Origin of the sequence: Micromonospora phytophila, assembly GCF_023656545.1 — a bacterium.
In the GTDB taxonomy this organism is placed as follows: Bacteria; Actinomycetota; Actinomycetes; order Mycobacteriales; family Micromonosporaceae; genus Micromonospora; species Micromonospora phytophila.
On sequence record NZ_JAMOKF010000019.1, the window covers coordinates 1 to 14,361 of the forward strand.

The 14,361-nt window shown below is 72.0% G+C and carries 13 protein-coding genes, 1 pseudogene and 1 riboswitch; of the genes and pseudogenes, 7 read left to right on the top strand and 7 right to left on the bottom strand.

What is annotated here, in order from left to right:
- Both NCC78_RS05120 and NCC78_RS05125 read right to left on the bottom strand, forming a co-directional pair.
- Nucleotides 1–253 (bottom strand): annotated as a pseudogene (locus NCC78_RS05120) (hypothetical protein); the annotation flags it as partial.
- Complete coding sequence (locus tag NCC78_RS05125; RefSeq protein WP_250791999.1) at nt 250–1,056, bottom strand: DUF881 domain-containing protein; 807 nt, start codon at nt 1,054–1,056, stop codon at nt 250–252. The gene NCC78_RS05125 and the pseudogene NCC78_RS05120, both read right to left, overlap by 4 nt.
- A 227-nt stretch (nt 1,057–1,283) precedes the next feature.
- Between NCC78_RS05125 and NCC78_RS05130 the strand changes: the two genes are divergently transcribed.
- From NCC78_RS05130 to NCC78_RS05150, 5 genes are all read left to right on the top strand, one after another.
- Complete coding sequence (locus NCC78_RS05130) at nt 1,284–1,547, top strand: cell division protein CrgA (protein ID WP_250792000.1); 264 nt, start codon at nt 1,284–1,286, stop codon at nt 1,545–1,547.
- Between the two features lie 349 nt (nt 1,548–1,896).
- Nucleotides 1,897–4,095 (top strand): (Fe-S)-binding protein, encoded by a 2,199-nt coding sequence (locus tag NCC78_RS05135; RefSeq protein ID WP_250792001.1) that lies wholly within the window; start codon nt 1,897–1,899, stop codon nt 4,093–4,095.
- Nucleotides 4,096–4,291: 196 nt separating this feature from the next.
- Entirely contained in the window at nt 4,292–5,605 is a 1,314-nt protein-coding gene (locus NCC78_RS05140) for a hemolysin family protein (RefSeq protein WP_250792034.1), read from the top strand.
- Nucleotides 5,598–6,599, top strand: coding sequence for a hemolysin family protein (locus NCC78_RS05145; RefSeq protein ID WP_250792002.1), 1,002 nt, complete (start codon nt 5,598–5,600; stop codon nt 6,597–6,599). Before NCC78_RS05140 ends, NCC78_RS05145 begins: the two co-directional genes overlap by 8 nt.
- Nucleotides 6,600–6,768: 169 nt before the next feature.
- Complete coding sequence (locus NCC78_RS05150) at nt 6,769–7,782, top strand: C40 family peptidase (protein WP_250792003.1); 1,014 nt, start codon at nt 6,769–6,771, stop codon at nt 7,780–7,782.
- Nucleotides 7,783–7,847: 65 nt separating this feature from the next.
- On the opposite strand, the gene NCC78_RS05155 is transcribed toward NCC78_RS05150, so the two are convergent.
- Nucleotides 7,848–9,833, bottom strand: coding sequence for an N-acetylmuramoyl-L-alanine amidase (locus NCC78_RS05155; protein WP_250792004.1), 1,986 nt, complete (start codon nt 9,831–9,833; stop codon nt 7,848–7,850).
- 240 nt (nt 9,834–10,073) lie between these two features.
- A riboswitch (cyclic di-AMP (ydaO/yuaA leader) is annotated at nt 10,074–10,209 on the top strand.
- A gap of 12 nt (nt 10,210–10,221) precedes the next feature.
- Here NCC78_RS05155 and NCC78_RS05160 point away from each other — a divergent pair.
- Nucleotides 10,222–11,262 (top strand): C40 family peptidase, encoded by a 1,041-nt coding sequence (locus tag NCC78_RS05160; protein WP_250792005.1) that lies wholly within the window; start codon nt 10,222–10,224, stop codon nt 11,260–11,262.
- Between the two features lie 68 nt (nt 11,263–11,330).
- On the opposite strand, the gene dcd is transcribed toward NCC78_RS05160, so the two are convergent.
- The gene (gene dcd, locus NCC78_RS05165; RefSeq protein WP_250792006.1) at nt 11,331–11,909 is read right to left on the bottom strand and encodes a dCTP deaminase; all 579 of its coding nucleotides are present in this window, start codon (nt 11,907–11,909) and stop codon (nt 11,331–11,333) included.
- 110 nt (nt 11,910–12,019) lie between these two features.
- On the opposite strand from dcd, the gene NCC78_RS05170 reads away from it, so the two are divergent.
- A complete protein-coding gene (locus NCC78_RS05170) occupies nt 12,020–12,574 on the top strand; it encodes a pyridoxamine 5'-phosphate oxidase family protein (protein WP_250792007.1) in 555 nt (184 codons plus the stop codon).
- Nucleotides 12,575–12,619: 45 nt separating this feature from the next.
- Here NCC78_RS05170 and NCC78_RS05175 read toward each other — a convergent pair whose 3' ends face one another.
- Genes NCC78_RS05175 through NCC78_RS05185 form a run of 3 tightly spaced genes read right to left on the bottom strand, consistent with a single transcriptional unit; the run spans nt 12,620 to nt 14,243 of the window.
- Nucleotides 12,620–13,591, bottom strand: coding sequence for an NAD(P)-dependent alcohol dehydrogenase (locus NCC78_RS05175; protein ID WP_250792008.1), 972 nt, complete (start codon nt 13,589–13,591; stop codon nt 12,620–12,622).
- A complete protein-coding gene (locus tag NCC78_RS05180; RefSeq protein WP_250792009.1) occupies nt 13,588–13,821 on the bottom strand; it encodes a helix-turn-helix transcriptional regulator in 234 nt (77 codons plus the stop codon). The genes NCC78_RS05175 and NCC78_RS05180 overlap by 4 nt, the downstream gene beginning before the upstream one ends.
- A complete protein-coding gene (locus NCC78_RS05185; protein WP_250792010.1) occupies nt 13,815–14,243 on the bottom strand; it encodes a hypothetical protein in 429 nt (142 codons plus the stop codon). Before NCC78_RS05185 ends, NCC78_RS05180 begins: the two co-directional genes overlap by 7 nt.
- Nucleotides 14,244–14,361 lie beyond the last annotated feature (118 nt).

Sequence of the window (14,361 nt, forward strand, 5' to 3'; positions counted from 1 at the left end):
GTTCGGAGTGCGATCGCTCGGTGGGCGGGGCGACCGGTGGGCGACGGTCGGCCGACCGGTCGGTGCCGTACGGCGGGCGGGGCCCCGGCGAGGGCGGCGGGAGCACCGGCTCCGGCCAGCCACCCGACGGCGCGGGGGCCGGCGGTGTCGGCTCGGGCCGCTCCACCTTCGGCAGGAACGCGGTCGGGTCGTCGCCCGGGTCGCGGTGACGGCCGTCGCGGCCCTCCCGCCGGTCGTCCGGTCCGCGGCTCACCGCGGCACCTTCGCGGAACGCAGGGTCGTCGAGTCCTCGAACGCCGGCACCGAGACCGTGGAGACGGTCTCCCGGTAGCCGAGCTTGTAGTCGTCGACCAAGTCCCTGAACAACCGGACTCCCTTGGAGTCGGCGAGGGCCTGCTGGAGGGCAGCGGGATCGCCGATTGCTACGATCTTGAACGGTGGGGAGTACACCCGGCCGTGCAGCAGCAGGGTGTTACCGACGCAGCGTACCGCGCTGGTCGTGAGCACGCGGACGTTCATGATGGACATGGCCTCGGCCCCACCTGCCCAGAGCGCGTTCACGACCGCCTGGACGTCTCCCTGGTGCACGACCAGGTCGTCGTTGGTGGCCCCGGGGGGCAGGGTGCCGTCGCTGCGGCGGGGCGCGTCGTTGAGTTCCACCGTCACCCCGGGCCCACTGAGCGCGGTGAAGCCGGCCGCCTCGCGGCTGCCGGCCGCCCGGTCCTGCTGCTCCTTGATCGGGCCGTCGGAGCGGGCCAGGGCGGTGGTCCGCCCCTCGACCTCACCCCGCAGCGCGGCGGCCCGCTGCTCGCTCGCCGCCACGTCCGCGCGGCGGTCGGCGATGAGCTCGTTGAGCTGGGGACGCCGGTCCTCGCGCAGCGCGGTCCCGCCAGCGGTGGTCGCGGTGGTGGTGAAGAGCAGCCCCGCGGCGGCGGCGATCAGCGGCACCCCGATCGACCAGCCCGGCCGTCGCTGCCGTGGCCGTCCCGGCAGCAGTCCGACGACCGCCCGCCGGAGCACCTTCTGCCAGGAGGCCGCGCCGGTTGTGTACTCCACGGAGCGTTCCTTCCCCGTCGTCTCGTTTCAGCCCGCCGAGGCGCGAGCCGGTGCGGCGACCCGTACAGTCCGCCTTTTTCGGTCACTCCGTGCACCGGCCTGACCCCATTCGTGGCCTGGGCCGGCCTTCGGGACTACGCTAGCTGTCGAACATTATTGGCCATGGACCGTCGCCCCCGCGCCCGGTTGTCAGGCCGGACGAGGTCGTCACCCCTCTGGAGAGCGTCGTGCCCAAGTCTCAGGTCCGCAAGAAGAAGGTGTACACCGCGCCGACGGACGTTCGTCCGACGGCGACGGCGGCGACGCGCAAGCCTAGCCCGGTCTGGCTGCCGATCTCGGCCGTCGCGTTGATCGTCCTCGGCATCGGGTGGCTGGTGGTCTACTACCTCTCCGAGCAGGAGTACCCGGTCATGGCGTGGGGGTACTGGAACCTCGCCGTCGGCTTCGGCGCGATGGTCGCCTCGCTGATCCTGCTCTCCCGCTGGCGCTGAGCGGTCGGGCCGGCTGACCGGCCCCGCTCGACGCTTCCGGGCGCCGAGCCACGCCTCCACCGGCCGCCGAGCCGGCCGGCCCGGAGGATCCATGTCACTCGACGCGGCCCCTGCCCGGCAGTTGCGGGCGGGGCACCCTATGGTGTGCGCAGGGCGGCGTGGCCGGGTGCGAGAAGACTCACGTTACTGCTGGGTAACCTTGCGCGTAGGCTGCACTGCATGACCGAGCGGAGCGAGGTCATCGACCGGCCCGGTCGGGGGTGCGGCAGCGGCGGCTCGCCGTTCGCGCCCTGACCCGGCCCCGGTCGCCGAGCCGCTCGACAGGCAGCAGACCGGGGAGGCCAACTCGATGGGCAGCGTCCAGATCGTCACCACGATCCTCGCGGCCGCCATCACCGCCGTGGCGGTGTGGCTTGCGGCGCGCGCGGTCATGAAGATGGTGGCCGTCATCCGGCTCGGGCAACCCGCCCCGGAGCGGTTCGGCGACAAGCTCACCCGTACGAAGACCATGCTGGTGGAGACCGCCGGCCACACCCGCATGCTGAAGTGGGGCGTGGTGGGCGCCGCGCACTGGTTGGTGATGGTCGGGTTCGTCGTGCTGTCGCTGCTGGTGCTGGAGGCGTACTTCGAGGTCGTCACCCCGACCGGCGAGCTGCCGATCATCGGGCACTGGACGGTCTTCGGCCTGGCCACCGAGGTCATCGGCGTGCTGGGCCTGGTCGGCATCGGAGTGCTGATGGCGATCCGGCTGCGCAACCGGCCCACCCGGCAGGGCGGTCGGTCCCGGTTCACCGGCTCGACCATGTGGCAGGGCTACTTCGTCGAGTGGATCGTGCTGCTGGTCCTGATCTTCGGGTTCGTGATCAGGGGCTTCAAGGTCGCCACCGACCACTTCGAGTACCCGGTCTGGGCCACCCCGGTCAGCCACGCGGTCGGCGCGGTGCTGCCCAACTGGCAGGACGGCGCCAGCGTCGCCGCGCTCATCAAGATCGCCATCTCGATGACCTGGCTGATCGTCATCTCGCTGAACGTGACCATGGGTGTCGCCTGGCACCGCTTCCTGGCATTCCCCAACATCTTCTTCAAGCGCGAGCCGGCCAAGCCCGCCGGCTCCGGCCTCGGCGCCCTGCGGCCGATGACGAGCCAGGGCAAGCCGCTCGACTTCGAGGAGGCCGACCCGGAGAAGGACCAGTTCGGTGTCGCCCAGGTCGAGCAGTTCAGCTGGAAGGGCCTGCTGGACTTCAGCACCTGCACCGAGTGCGGTCGCTGCCAGTCGCAGTGCCCGGCCTGGAACACCGGCAAGCCGCTGTCGCCGAAGCTGCTGATCCTGAGCCTGCGCGACCACGCGTACGCCAAGGCGCCCTACCTGCTGGCCGGCGGCGGCAAGGACCTGACCGGCGAGGAGAAGGCGACCGCCGCGCAGCTCGCCCACATGGACGTGCTCGCCCTCGCCGAGGGCGACAAGCCGCTGATCGGCACCGCCGAGGAAGGCGGCGTCATCGACCCGGACGTGCTCTGGTCCTGCACCACCTGCGGCGCCTGCGTCGAGCAGTGCCCGGTCGACATCGAGCACGTCGACCACATCGTCGACATGCGCCGCTACCAGGTGCTGATCGAGTCGAGCTTCCCCTCCGAGGCCGGCGTGATGCTGCGCAACCTGGAGAACAAGGGCAACCCGTGGGGCGCCCCGCAGAACACCCGCGAGGACTGGACCAAGGGCCTCGACTTCGAGGTGCCACGGGTCGGCGAGGTCGAGGACTTCGAGTACCTGTTCTGGGTCGGCTGCGCCGGCGCGTTCGAGGACCGGGCCAAGAAGACCACCCGGGCGGTCGCCACGCTGCTCAACGAGGCGGGCGTGAAGTTCGCGATCCTCGGCGAGGGCGAGACCTGCTCGGGTGACCCCGCCCGCCGGATCGGCAACGAGTTCGTCTTCCAGATGCTCGCCCAGCAGAACGTCGAGACCCTCAACGAGGCGTTCGAGGGCCGGGAGAAGAGCAAGCGGAAGATCGTGGCCACCTGCCCGCACTGCTTCAACACCCTGGGCAACGAGTACGGCCAGCTCGGCGGCGAGTTCGAGGTGGTCCATCACACCCAGCTCCTGGCCCACCTGGTCTCCACCGGAAAGCTCACCCCGGTGCAGCCGGTCGACGGCGGCGTCACCTACCACGACCCCTGCTACCTGGGCCGGCACAACCGGGTCTTCGCCGCCCCGCGCGAGGTGCTCGGCGACGCCATCCAGGGCGAGATCACCGAGATGCCGCGGAACAGCGAGCGCTCCTTCTGCTGCGGCGCCGGCGGCGCCCGGATGTGGATGGAGGAGAAGATCGGCAAGCGGATCAACGTGGACCGGGTCGAGGAGGCCATGTCGACCGGGGCGAAGACGGTCGCCGTCGGCTGCCCGTTCTGCTCGACGATGCTCAACGACGGGGTCAACGGCAAGGGCGCCGGCGAGCAGGTCGAGGTCATCGACGTGGCCAGCGTGCTGCTCCGCTCGGTCAAGCCTGAGCAGACGCAGGGCGAGAAGGAGAGCGAGCCGGTCGCCGGCTGACGCGTACCCCTGGAACGTCCGACGGCGGTGGCACCCCCGGTGCCACCGCCGTCGTCGTCACCGGCGACGGCCGGCTCGGCGGCGACGGCCCGTCGCATAGGCGGTGGCCGTCGTGCGGCCGTGCCGGAGCCCACCGGCCGTGCGAGAATCGCGCGGAGGTGAGGCGACCATCGACGGCCTGCTCCTGACCACGCTGCTGCCCCTGGTCGGCTTCGTGCTGCTGACCGCCGGCAACGCGTTCTTCGTCGCGGCCGAGTTCGCCCTGGTCACCGTGGACCGGGCGGAGATCGAGCGGCGGGCCGGCGCGGGCGAGGCGCGGGCCGCCACGGTGCGCCGGGCGCTGCGGGGACTCTCCTTCCAGCTTTCCGGGGCGCAGTTCGGCATCACCCTCACCGCACTGCTCACCGGCTACCTCGCCGAGCCCGCCCTGGCCCGGCTCTTCACCCCGCTGCTGCGCCCGGTCGCCGGGGAGAGCGCGGACAGGTTCACCCCGTTCCTCGCCCTGGCCCTGGCCACCCTGCTCTCCATGCTCTTCGGCGAACTGGTGCCGAAGAACCTCGCGCTGGCCCGGCCGATGCCCGCCGCGCTGGCCACCGCCGGCCCGATGCGCGGCTTCTCCCGGGCCTTCGGCTGGCTGATCCGGGGCTTGAACGACTCGGCGAACCTGCTGGTCCGGGCGCTCGGCGTCGAGCCGCAGGAGGAGTTGGCCAGCGCCCGCTCCCCGGAGGAGCTGGGGCTGCTGGCGGCCATCTCGGCCCGGGCGGGCGCCCTGCCGCCGGACACCGCGATGCTGCTGCGCCGGACCATCCGGTTCGGCGACAAGCGGGCGGCCGAGGCGATGACCCCGCGGGTCGACGTGATCGCGCTGCGGGCCACCGCCAGCGTGGCCGAACTGCTGGCGCTCTCCCAGCAGACCGGGCGGACCCGGTTCCCGGTCTTCGAGGAGACCCTCGACCTGGTGACCGGCGTCGTCGGGGTGCCCGACGCGCTCGGCGTGCCGCTGGTAGACCGCCCGTCGACCACGGTCGGCTCGGTGGCCCGCGAACCGGTGTACGTGCCGGAGAGCCTGGACCTCGACGGGGTGCTCGCCGCGCTCAAGGCCGCCGGCGCCGACCTCGCCATCGTCGTCGACGAGTACGGCGGCACGGACGGCGTGGTGACCATCGAGGACCTCGTCGAGGAACTGGTCGGCGAGATCGCCGACGAGTTCGACCCGGACGCCGTGGCCGACGCCGGCCCGGCCGAGCTGACCGTGCCCGGCGGTGAGCGGACCGTCCTGGTCGACGGGGTGCTCCGCTCCGACGAGCTGGCCGAGCAGACCGGGTTCCGGCTGCCCGAGGGGCCGTACGAGACGCTCGCCGGGTTCCTGATGGCCCGGCTGGGGCACATCCCGATCGCCGGCGAGACGGTCGAGGAGGCCGGCTACGAGTTCACCGTCGTCGAGGTGGAGCGGCACCGGATCGAGCAGGTCCGGGTGGTCCGCCCCGAGGAGCCGGACGACGATGCCTGAGCTGCTGGTGACCGCGGCGCTGCTGCTCGGCAACGCGTTCTTCGTGGGCAGCGAGTTCGCGCTGATCGCCTCCCGGCGTACGGTCGTCGAGCCGTTGGCCGCGACCTCCCGGCGGGCCCGGTGGGCGTTGTCGGCGATGAACCAGATCCCGCTGATGATCGCCGGTGCGCAGCTCGGCATCACCATCTGCTCGCTGGGCCTGGGCGCGATCGCCGAACCGGCCCTGGCGCACCTGCTGGAACCGGCGATCCACGCGGTGCGGATGCCGCAGGCGGCGGTCCACCCGGTGGCCTTCGTGATCGCGCTCGGCGTGGTGGTCTTCCTGCACACCGTCGCCGGCGAGATGGTGCCGAAGAACATCACGCTGGCCGGGCCGGAGCGGTCCGCGCTCTGGCTGGGGCCGGCCATGCTGGCGTTCTGCGTGGCCACCAAGCCGCTGCTGCTGGCGATGAAGTGGGCGGCCCGCCGGGTGCTGGGGCTCTGGGGCATCGAGGCCACCGAGGCGGTGAAGACGGTCTTCACCGCCGAGGAGCTGGCCGGGCTGGTGTCGCAGGCGCGGACGGAGGGGCTGCTCGACGCGGAGGAGCACGCCCGGATCACCGGCGCGCTCGCCCTGCACAGCCGGACCGCGGCCGACGCCCTGCAACCCTGGTCGACGGTGACGACCGTCGCGGAGGACGTCTCACCCGCCTCGCTGGAGGTGCTGGCCACCCGCACCGGCCGGTCCCGCTTCCCGGTGGTGCAGCGCTCCACCCGCCGGGTGCTCGGCTTCGTGCACGTCAAGGACGTGCTCGGGTACTCCGGGGTGAACCGGCGGGCCCCGGTGCCGGCGGAGGTCTACCGGCCGCTGGCAGTGGTCCCGCCGGACCGTACGCTCGCCGACCTGCTGCTGTCGATGCGCCGGGAGCGGCGGCACATGGTGCTGGTCAGCGACGGCCGCCGCCCGCTGGGTGTGGTGACGCTCGACGACGTATTGACGGCCATCGTCGGCTGACGGCCGCACACCCTTGGTACGCAAGCGGTTGCGCAGGCGTGAAGTGTCCGTTGGTCACCTTGATTCCGCTCCCGGCCTTCCCTAATGTGGGGCACCGGCCGCTGTTGGTCGTCTGCCTCGCCCCCTTCCCTCGCGCGAGGCGCCCGGCGGTCGGTTGCAAAAGGAGTCGGTGCCGGTGGCAACCATGCCCCCTCATCGTCATGCACCGGGACGGTCCGCTCGTCCGGGCGGCCTGCGCCGGGTCGTACACCGCCTGCTCACGCTGGTTGCCGCCGCGGTGGTCGGCGCTGGCGTGCTCGCCGCGCCCGCGTACGCCGAGCCCTCGGTCGACGAGATCGAGGCCGCGATCGACAAGAAGTGGGAGCAGCTGGAGCCCACCATCGAGCAGTACAACAAGGTGCGGGCGCAGCTGAAGGTCAACCGCAAGAAGTCCGCGGACCTGCAGAAGAAGATCGAGCCGCTGGCGTTGCAGAGCGAGCTGGCGATGAACAGGGTCGGCGACCTCGCCTCCCGCTACTACATCACCGGCCCGTCGCACGACATCGGCGCGTTGCTGGTCAGCGCCAAGCCGGACACGCTCACCGAGCAGCTGACCATCCTCGACCGGCTGGCCGCGCACGAGCGCAAGCAGCTGGAGGGTGTGCTCAAGGTCCGCGACAAGTACGACGCCGAGAAGCAGAAGCTCGACGCGCTGATCGCCTCGCAGGCCAGGCAGCAGAACGAGCTGGCGGCGACGAAGAAGCGAATCGACGCCGAGATCAAGCGTCTGGAGGCGTCGCTGCCGGTGACCACCGTGGCGACGGAGAAGTGCCCCACCATCAACGGCGTGGTCAGCGAGGCGGCCCGGATCGCCATCCGCACCGCCTGCGCCCAGGTAGGCGACCCGTACGTCTGGGGGGCCACCGGGCCGAACTCGTTCGACTGCTCCGGGCTGACCCAGTTCGCCTACAAGGCGGCCGGGATCCACCTGACCCACTTCACCGGAGCCCAGTGGAACGAGGGCAAGGCCATCCCGCGCTCCGAGGCGCGCCCCGGTGACCTGGTCTTCTTCTTCAGCGATCTGCACCACGTCGGCCTCTACCTGGGCAACGACAAGATGGTGCACGCGGCGCGGGCCGGCAAGCCGGTCAACGTCTCCAGCATCAACTTCATGCCGGTCGCCGGCTTCCGCCGACCCGGCTGATCCCGTACCGCCGAACGAGAGGGCCCCCGGTCGATTCGACCGGGGGCCCTCGTCGTGCGGTGGGGTCAGCCGGGCGCGCCCAGCGGGGAGGGCACCAGGTTCACGTCGTCCTGATTGACGTACATGATCCGGTGACCGAACTGGATCTGCACGTACCTGTTGTCGCCGCGGATCACCGTCCAGTCACCTGGGGACGAGCCGTCGAACGTGGTGGCCCGGTAGTACTCGCCGGGGAGCACCGCGCCGACGGCGTACCGCTGGCCGGCCGAGAGGGTGTACTGGAGGGGCGAGATCGGCTGGTACGGCACGCCGGCCGGGTACGCCGCCTGCTCCGGGTACGCCCGGCCGTACACCGGGATGGCGGCCTTGCCGGCCTTCGGGGTGGCGACCAGGCCGACGGTCCAGTCGGCGGTCGGGGCGTTGGCGGGGTTGTGGAACCACGCCTTCTGCCCCAGGTACCAGATCGCCGTCCAGTCGCCCTGCCGGTCGGCGAGGGCGTAGGTCTGGCCGGCGGAGGCGCGGGCACCGTGGTCGGAGATGTGCATGGTGTTCGGTGTGCCGTTGGGGCGCAGCGCGATGTCGTTGACCAGCGGCGCGGCGGCCGACGGCGCGGTGCGCAGGATCACCGAGGACGAGCCGCGCGGGGTGCACGGCACGCCGGCGGTCACGCACCCGGTGAAGGCGGGCTTGTTGGCGGCGAAGTCGGGGTCGATCCGGACCAGGCCGGTCGTCGGGGTGCCGGTCTCGACGCTTGGGGCCTTCAGCAGGCCGAAGTAGTGGTCCCAGTTCCAGTAGGGGCCCGGGTCCCAGTGCATCCCGCGCACGGTCGAGGCGACGGTGCCGGGGATGTTGTCGTGGCCGATGATGTGCTGCCGGTCGAGCGGGATGCCGAGCCGCAGGGCGAGGTGGCGCACCAGCTTGGCCGAGGTGCGGTACATCGCCTCGGTGTACCAGGTGCCCTGCGCGGCGAAGCCCTCGTGCTCCAGCCCGATGGACTTGGCGTTCACGTACCAGTTGCCGGCGTGCCAGCCGACGTCCTTGGTCTTCACGTGCTGGGCGATGTGCCCGTCCACCGACCGCAGCGAGTAGTGCCAGCTCACGTAGGTCGGGTCCTGCACCAGCTTGAGCGTGGTGGCCCAGGTCGCCTCGGTGTCGTGGATGACGATGTATTCGATCTTCTGCCGGGCCGGCCGGTCCGACAGGTCGTGGTTGCCGTAGTCGCCGCCGCCGAGGTCCTGGTAGGGCGCCGGGATCCATTCGCAGGAGATGGTGTCGGGGCACTCCAGCCCGTCGGGCCGGGCGAGCCTGCGCAGGCCCAGCCGGTCCAGCCAGGAGCGCTCGGGCTGGACCGCGCGGGCGGCCAGGGTGACCCGCTGCCCGTCGTCGGTCAGCCGGCTGTCGCCCGTGCCGATGGTGGCGTACACCTCGTCGGCGAAGGCCGCCGCGGCGTCGGCGCTGTCCGCGCCGGAGTAGCGGGCCACCGCGCCGTACCAGGCTGCCGGGTCGGTGCCGGCGCCGACCGGGGCGCCGATCTCCTTCTGGTACGCGGCCAGCAGCGCCGCACCGCCCCGGATGTTCGCCGTGGTGTCCGTCCGGAGCGCCTCCTCGCTGGCGCCGGTCAGGCTGGCGGCGGTGTCGAGCGTCTGCAACGCGGCCTCGGCGGGTGCCGGGTCGGCCGACGGGTGCGCCTCGGCCCGGGATGGGCGGGAGTCGTCGCCGCGCGGGTCCTCGGTCCCCTCGTCGTGGTGGCTGCGCCCCGGCAGGGCGACGACGTACTCGGCGTCGGTGAGATGCATCGGTCCGTAGCCGCCGCTGGTGCTCGGCGTGCCGGCGTTGGTGTCCCAGCGGGACTGCAGGTAGGAGACGCCGAGCAGGACGCTCTCCGGCACGCCGTACTCGGCCGCCGCGGCCGCGTACTGCTGTTGCCGGTCGGCGGGGCCGGCGGGGTCGGCCGCGGCGGGCACGGCGGCGAGTGGCGCGACTGTCAGGGCGGCCGCCGTGGCGGCGGCGAGCAGAACGCGTCTGCTCCTTGATTTCGTGGTCAGGTGCATCGAACCCCCAGAAAGTGACGGCGGATGTGGGGTCACCCTCACCCCCGGCTCGGCTCGGCGTCAATACCTTTCCATCCATGAACCTAGGAGGAAGGAAACTTTCGTGACCGGTCCAGAACGGCCCCACGATGGCCGTCGGTACGGAGTGTCACGGCCCGGCGGGTTGCGGATCGATAACGGTCGTCTCTACTCTGGTCATTCGTCGGCCCGGTGACAGGTCCGTCCAACCAGGGCGGTAACGGTCCGACACCGCCGAGTCGCTCCCGAGCGAGCCGGGGACCCAGGTTCCCCGGGGTGAATCCGCAGCCTCTGCGGTAGGGCGCTCCCTTCCCGCCCGAACCCGTCAGCTAACCCGGTAGGCGGTACGGAAGAAGGAGTACCGAGCCCGGTGGCACACCATGCCCTGCGGCCACCGTCGGACCGGTCGGCTCTCGCCGACCCGACGACGGCTGCGCCGCGCCCACGCTCGTCCCGCGTCACCACCGCCCTCGCCGCCCTGGCGGCGTTCGCCGTCGTCCTGACCGGCGGCGCCACGGCGGCCCACGCCGAACCGACGGTCGCCGAGATCGAGCGCCAGATCGACGAGGACTGGAACGAGCTCGAGCCGATCATCGAACGGCACAACGCCACCCGTCAGGACCTGGCCGCCAAGCGGAGGCAGGCCGACGCGCTCGCCGCGCGGATCGCTCCCCTGCAGCAGCAGGTGGACCAGGCGATGGCGAAGGTCAGCGCGCTGGCCGTCCGCGCCTACAAGGGTGAGAACGTCTCCACGATCAACGCCATGCTGGGCAGCGAGTCGCCGAGTGAGGTGGTCGTGCAGCTCGAACTGCTCGACCGGTTCGCCCAGACCCAGCAGCAGGACGTCCGGCAGGTCGCCGACCTGCGCGACCGGCTGGCCGCCACGAAGGCGCCGCTGGACGAGATGGTCGCCCAGCTCGGTCGGGCCGAGGCCCAGCTGGCGGCGAAGAAGAAGCAGATCAACGCCGAGATCGACCGGTTGCAGAAGCTGCGGCTACGGGTCTACGGCACCGGTGGCGGCGGTCCGCTGCGTCCCGCCCCCTGCCCGGCCGGCTATCCCGGCGGGGCGGCCGGCGCGGCGGTGAAGTTCGCCTGCGCCCAGATCGGCAAGCCCTACGTCTGGGGCGCCGAGGGGCCGAACTCGTACGACTGCTCGGGGCTGATGCTGGCCGCCTGGGCGAAGGGCGGGGTGTCGCTGCCGCACAACGCCGCGCAGCAGCGCCGGGCCACCGCGACGGTCGGCCGGGGCGAGCTGCGCCCGGGTGACCTGGTCTTCTACTACAGCGACCTGCACCACGTCGGCATGTACGTCGGCGGTGGCTGGGTGGTGCACGCCTCCCGGGCCGGGGTCCCGGTCAGGATGAAGAAGGTCGACGACGGCCCGATCCACAGTTACGGCCGTCCCGGCTGAGCCGCCATCTCGCGTACGAGGGCGTCGGGCCCGTTCCGCGCGGAGCGGGCCCCGACGCCAGCGGTGTGTCAGCGGGTCGGCCAGGTGCGCCAGTGCTGCCAGGAGCGGCTCGCCGTCGGCCCCCGCTGGCCCTGGTAGCGCGAGCCGTAGACGGCCGAGCCGTACGGGTGCTCGGCCGGCGACGAGAGCCGGAAGATGCAGAGCTGGCCGATCTTCATGCCGGGCCAGAGGGTGATCGGCAGGTTCGCCACGTTGGACAGCTCCAGCGTGACGTGGCCGGAGAAACCCGGGTCGATGAACCCGGCGGTGGAGTGGGTGAGCAGGCCGAGCCGGCCCAGGCTCGACTTGCCCTCCAGCCGGCCGGCGAGCTGGTCGCCGAGCGAGATCACCTCGAGCGTCGAGGCGAGCACGAACTCCCCGGGGTGCAGCACGAACGGTTCGCCCTCGGGCACCTCGACCATCGAGGTCAGGTCGTCCTGCTGCATGGCCGGGTCGATGTGCGTGTAGAGATGGTTGTTGAAGACCCGGAAGAGCTTGTCCAGGCGTACGTCGATGCTGGACGGTTGCACCAGCGTGGGCTCGAACGGCTCCAGCGCGAGCGCACCCGCCTTGATCTCGGAGACCAGGTCGCGGTCGGAGAGCAGCATCGCAACACCATAGCGAGCGCGGCGGGTGCCGCCGCCGTCGGTGCGGACGACCTGCGTGTCGGTTGCGTGTCGGGCTGCGCCTTCGTACATCTGTTCGATAGAATGTCGCCATGGCTTCCTGGTCCGAATTCGCCGCCGACGAGCCCCGACTCGCCGACGGGATCCGCCTTCTCATGCAGCAGTACGGGCCAGGCTTCGGCTACCTGGCCACCGTCCGCGCTGACGGCGGTCCCCGGGTGCACCCGGTCTCCCCGGTCATCACCGACGAGGGCCTGTTCTGCTTCGTCGTCGACTCCCCGAAGCGGCGCGACCTGGAGCGCGACGGGCGCTACGCCCTGCACTCCTTCCCGCCGGAGGAGAGCGACGACGAGGCCTACGTCGCCGGTCGCGCCCGGCCGGTGACCGACCCGGTGCGGGTCGCCCGGCTGGCCCGCGGCCACCGGGCCGCACCGCAGGTCGACTGGCGGCTCTTCGAGTTCACCATCGAGGTGGCGATGCTCGCCCGCCGCGACCCGGGCGCGACGGGCGGTCCGGGTGAGGGGCCGGGCCGCCCCGCCGTGCAGGTCTGGCTCGACCCGCGCGCGGGTGACGCCCCCGCCGGCACGGCCACCGTGCCGGAGGCCCGGTCGAGCCGCCGCGACCGGGTCGCCCGCTCCGTCGCCTGAACGGGCGGCGAGCTGACGTCCCCGCCCGCCCGCCCGGCGGGGGCGTCAGATGGTGATGACGGCTTTGCCCCGCGAGTGGCCGCCGGCGATGTGCCGGAGCGCGGTGGGCGCCTCGGCCAGCGGCCAACTCCGGTCGAGGGCCGGCGTGACCGTGCCGGCCTCGATGAGCTCGGTCAACGCCGTCAGGTGCGCGGCGCTCTCCGGCGCCACCAGCGGCACCAGCCTCCCGCCGACGAACGGCGACAGCAGGAGGGCCCGGAGTTGGCGGTCGAAGCCCTGCAACCATCGGCCGCCGCTCGCCTCGCCGCCGACGAGGACGAGCGTGCCCTTCGGTGCCAGGGCCCGCCGCAGGTGGGTCAGCGAGCGGTTGCCCCCGGTGTCGACGATGACGTCGTACCGCCGCCCGGCGTCGGTGATGTCCGTGCTGGTGTGGTCGACGACGTCCTGCGCGCCGAGCGACCGCACGAGGTCGAGCTTCGTCGGGCCGCACACGCCGGTGACCCGGGCGCCGAGGCACGTGGCGAGCTGGACGGCGAAGGACCCGACGCCGCCACCGGCGCCGATGACCAGGACGTCCTGGCCCGGCCGCACCCGGCCGACCTCGCGCACGGCCGCCAGGGCCGTCTGGCCGGAAACCGGCACGGCGGCCGCCTGCGCGAAGGAGAGGTTGCGCGGCTTCGGGGCGAGCTTCCGCGCGGGTGCCACCGCGTACTCCGCCCAACTGCCCATGCCGGTGCCGTACACCTCGTCCCCGGGCGCGAACCGGGTGACGTCCCGCCCGACCGCCGCGACGACGCCGGCCAGGTCCAGCCCCGGCACGCGTTGGCGGGGCCGGCGCAGCCCCGCGGCGAGGCGCACCGCGTACGGCAGGCCGGTGGTGAGGTGCCAGACACCGGGGTCGACACCGGCGGCACGCACCCTGACCAGCACCTCGTCGGGGCCGGCCGCCGGCACGTCGACGTCCCGCAACTCAAGGGCCTCGGGTGGGCCGTACCCGTCCTGCACGATCGCCTTCACGACTGCTCCTCCTCGCCGGTCGGGTACTGGAACACATCGGTGAGCGGCACCCCGAACACCGCCGCGATCTGGAACGCCATCTCCAGCGACGGCGAGTAGCGGCCCTGCTCGATGGCGATGAGGGTCTGCCGGGTCACGCCGATCCGTCGGGCCAGCTCGGCCTGCGTCATCTCGCCGTGCGCGGCACGCAGGGCGCGGACGGTGTTGGTGACCCGGGTCGGTTTCACCATGACTGGAAGCCCCGACGGTAGGCGACGATCTTGGCGACCGACCCGACGACGGCGGACAGCGCGAAGCACAGGTAGATGACGTTGGCGATCCAGAAGTGGTCCCACTTGGCCAGCGCCATGCCCAGGGCCGCCACCCCGCCGACGACGACGAACGACTGGCCGATGTGGTCGCCGAGGCGGCTGATCTCCCTGTCCCGCTGGTCCTTCTCGTTGGCGCCCTCGGGCGAGACGATCGAGACGGCGATGTGCAGCAGGATCGACGCCACGATCGCCGCGGCGATCGTCCACAGCAGCGGGGACGCGTAGGGCACCTCCGCCAGCGGCGTACCCCCGGCGCGGCCCAGGACGACGGCGGCGTACGCCGCGTAGGCGCCGACCGTGACCAGCGCCATCATCCAGGCGCGTTTCTCCTCGAAGGCCATGACCGCTCCTCATGTAAAGAATTCTTGACATCGTCACGATAGGGCCCGGCCTGAGTTCGTGTCAAGAATTCTTTACATGTCCCTGCCCGGAAAGACGCCGGTGCCGGCTCCGTCGAAC